This window comes from Novosphingobium sp. B-7 (genome assembly GCF_000410615.1).
Classification (GTDB): domain Bacteria; phylum Pseudomonadota; class Alphaproteobacteria; order Sphingomonadales; family Sphingomonadaceae; genus Novosphingobium; species Novosphingobium capsulatum.
In genome coordinates, this window is the sequence record NZ_KE148444.1 from 12894 (window position 1) to 16073 (window position 3180).

A 3180-nucleotide genomic window follows, 5' to 3' on the forward strand; every position below is an offset into this window, starting at 1 on the left:
ACCGCGCTGCGGCGCTCAATTTCGTCGGGCAGGTGAGCGAGGCGGAGGCCGCGCTCGAAGCGCTGATCGCGCGCGCGCCGGGCCATGGCCGCGCGCACCATCTGCTCGCCAGCCTCAAGCGGCACACGGCAGACAGCCACCATGTGCCACGCCTGCGCGCGCAACTGGACGCGGCGCACGATCCGCGCGATCGCCTGCTGCTGGGCTATGCCCTGGCCAAGGAGCTTGACGATCTTGGCGAGCACGACGCCGCGTTCACCGCGCTGGCTGCTGCCAATGCGGAGCATCGTGCCCGGCTGCCCTATCGTTTTGCCAGCGATGCCGCCAATTTCGACGCGATCGAGGCGGCCTGGCCGGCATTGTCCCGCACCCCGGTGGCTGATGCGCCGACAGAGGCGCCGATCTTTGTCATCGGCATGCCGCGCACCGGCACCACGCTGGTCGACCGCATCCTGTCTTCGCATCCTGCGGTGGAAAGCGCCGGCGAACTGCAGGCCATGCCGCTGGCGGTGAAGCACGCCGCCGGCACGCGCACGCGCACCGTGCTCGATCCCGAAACCATCGCCGCGCTGCGCGGGGCCGATCTGGGCGCCATCGGCCATGATTATCTTGTCCGCGCGCGCCATCACCGACGCGACACGACGCGGCGCTTTGTCGACAAATTTCCCGGAAATTTTCATTATGCCGGAATAGTGGCCCGCGCGTTGCCCAACGCGCGCATCATATGCCTGCGCCGCCATCCGATGGACACGGTGCTGAGCAACTTCCGCAACCTGTTTGCGATCACCTCGCGCTATTACGACTACAGCTATGACCTGATGGACATCGCCCGCTATTACGTGCGCTTCCACCGGCTGATGCGCTTCTGGCAAGAGGCCATGCCGGGCCGCATCCTGGAGGTATCCTACGAGGATCTGGTGGCAGACCAGGAAGGCGTGACGCGCCGCATGCTCGATCATGCCGGCTTGCCCTGGGAAGCGGCCTGCCTTGATTTTCACCGCAACCAGGCCCCGGTTTCCACGCCCAGCGCCGCGCAAGTGCGCCGCCCGATCTATCGCGATGCCCTGGCGCGGTGGAAACGGCACGAGGATGCGCTGGGCGAGGTGGCGGCGTTCTTTGCCGCGCAGGGCATCGCCATAGACTGACCGCGATCAGCCGTAGCAGGCGATGCGGGCGCGGCGCAAAATCTTGTCTTCCAATGAATAATAGAGCCAGATCGCATCGGGCATGACAAGGCACGATGCCGCAAAGGCAATGTCGGTGGCGTCTCGGCTGCGTGCGGGTGGCGGCAACAGGATCGGCTCGATGCCGCGCCCGGTAACGCGCGAAAAATCGGGCGAGAAGCTGATCCAGCCAATCCGCCAGCGCGCATCGGCGGTGGCGCCGTTGTAGAACATCACCGGATCCTGGCCATCGCGCTGAACGATCGGCCCGGTCGAAAGGTGCCAATTGTCCCAGCTATCTTCCCGCACGGTGAATGGATCGTCGATCACTGTCCACGGCCCTTCCAGCGATGGCCCGGCAGCCAGGCCGATGCGCGAGGCGTTGTCCCTGGCATATTCGTAAAACAAGCGAAACGTGCCGTCGGGCGCCCGCGCCACGGTGGCTTCCTTGATATTGCCTTCGCCCTCGGGCGCCTTGAGCAGCACGCGATGCTCGCGCAGGTCGGTCAACGAGGGCCCTTGCGCCACCAGCAGTGATCCTTGCGCGCGCTTGGCGTCCACGCCGGTGTAGAAGATGGTATAGTGGCCGTCTTCGCCATGGACGACGGTGGGATCTTCGCAGCCGCCGGCATCATCGGGATGCGGGCCGGGCGTGATGGCCGGGGCATGGCGCATGGTGAAACAACGGCCATCGGATGAATCGCCCGCCCAGATCACACCCGTTGGATCGTTTGCAAGCAAGGGGTTGGGTAGCACTCTTACCAGAAGAAGGTAACTGTCGCCCTCGGTCCAGACGAATGGGCTCATCAGGTCGTCATGCGCGAGGCGGCCTTCCGGCCCGGCGATATCGAGCGTCACCTCCTGAAGTTCTTCCACCACATAGGCAACCATGGCTCAGGCTCCTTGCGCAACGGTGAGCGACAGCGCGCCGTCGATGGTGACGGTGGTGCCGGTGATGTAATCGGCCTGCGGCGAGAGCAGGAACAGCACAAGATCGGCCACTTCCTCTGGCGTGCCGGCGCGGCCCCAGGGAATGGCCGCCTGCTTGCGCCGCAATTCATCCGGGTGATCCAACGCGGACTGGTTCATCGGCGTGAGTATCATGCCCGGCGCCACGCCGTTGACCGCGATGGCCTTGGGCGCGAGTTCGAGCGCGAGAGTTCTGGTCAGTTGCGCCAACCCGCCTTTGGCCGCGTCATAATCCACCCCGCCGGGACGCGGCGCGTTTTCATGGATCGACGAGATGTTGACGATGCGGCCGCCATGTAGCGTGGCTGCCGATGCCAGGCCGCGCACCAGGCGCCGGCAGGTCAGGAACGGGCCATAGAGATCGGCGCGGATCAAGCGATCGAACTGGGCCAGCGCCATATCCTCGATCATCACCCCGGTCATGTTGAGGCCGGCGGAATTGACCAGCAGGTTGACCGGGCCAAAGCGGCGCTCGGCCAGATCGAACAGGCGTTCCACCGCGTCTTCCTGCCCAACGTCGGCAGCGATCGCGGCCGCCTGCCCGCCGCCCTCGGCAATGGCGCCCACCACCGCATCGGCGGCATCGGCATCCTTGAAATAGGTCAGCACCACCGGCACGCCGGTCTTGCCCAGCTTGAGCGCGGTGGCCCGGCCAATACCGGATTCCCCTCCGGTCACGATGGCGACGGAGGCGGGGCGAAAAGACGGGGTGGGGGAGGTCATGCGCCAGATAACGCTGCAAAACATGTTCGGTGCCGGGCGATCGCGCTGCCCCGCCGACAGCGCGCGCAATCGTGCGATGGCCGTCATACCACGGCAACATTTGCCGCCTAATCGCCGCCTTTTCCATGGGGGGGTGGCGATGCATTGCCTGGTGGTGGAAGACGATCCGGTGATCGCCGCGCACGTGCTCGACGGCTTGCGCGCCGCCGGGCGATCGGCCGATCACGCCGCCACCGGGCGGGCTGCGCTCGAGCGCTTGTCACGCGGCCGCTATGACGCCGTGGTGCTCGATCGCATGCTGCCCGATCTGGGCGGGCTGGAGGTG

Annotated in this window: 4 protein-coding genes; 2 read left to right on the top strand and 2 right to left on the bottom strand. The window is 66.1% G+C overall.

All coding sequences use genetic code 11. From position 1 onward, the window contains the following. Positions 1 to 1145 (top strand): sulfotransferase (locus H926_RS29110; RefSeq protein WP_043610541.1); only part of this gene is annotated, 1145 nt, incomplete at its 5' end. A 6-nt stretch (positions 1146 to 1151) separates the two neighbouring features. Here H926_RS29110 and H926_RS0119610 read toward each other — a convergent pair. Together H926_RS0119610 and H926_RS0119615 are read right to left on the bottom strand one after the other, a co-directional pair. Beyond that, complete coding sequence (locus H926_RS0119610) at positions 1152 to 2054, bottom strand: glycosidase (RefSeq protein WP_022677801.1); 903 nt, start codon at positions 2052 to 2054, stop codon at positions 1152 to 1154. A gap of 3 nt (positions 2055 to 2057) precedes the next feature. Continuing rightward, complete coding sequence (locus tag H926_RS0119615; protein ID WP_043610543.1) at positions 2058 to 2855, bottom strand: SDR family NAD(P)-dependent oxidoreductase; 798 nt, start codon at positions 2853 to 2855, stop codon at positions 2058 to 2060. Between the two features lie 139 nt (positions 2856 to 2994). Here H926_RS0119615 and H926_RS33650 point away from each other — a divergent pair. Beyond that, positions 2995 to 3180 (top strand): response regulator (locus H926_RS33650; protein WP_028658255.1); only part of this gene is annotated, 186 nt, incomplete at its 3' end.

What these genes read in the sequence shown, in the direction of transcription:
- H926_RS0119610 (WP_022677801.1), bottom strand. Translation starts at nt 2,054, where the DNA reads ATGGTTGCCTATGTGGTGGAAGAACTTCAGGAGGTGACGCTCGATATC.
- H926_RS0119615 (WP_043610543.1), bottom strand. Translation starts at nt 2,855, where the DNA reads ATGACCTCCCCCACCCCGTCTTTTCGCCCCGCCTCCGTCGCCATCGTG.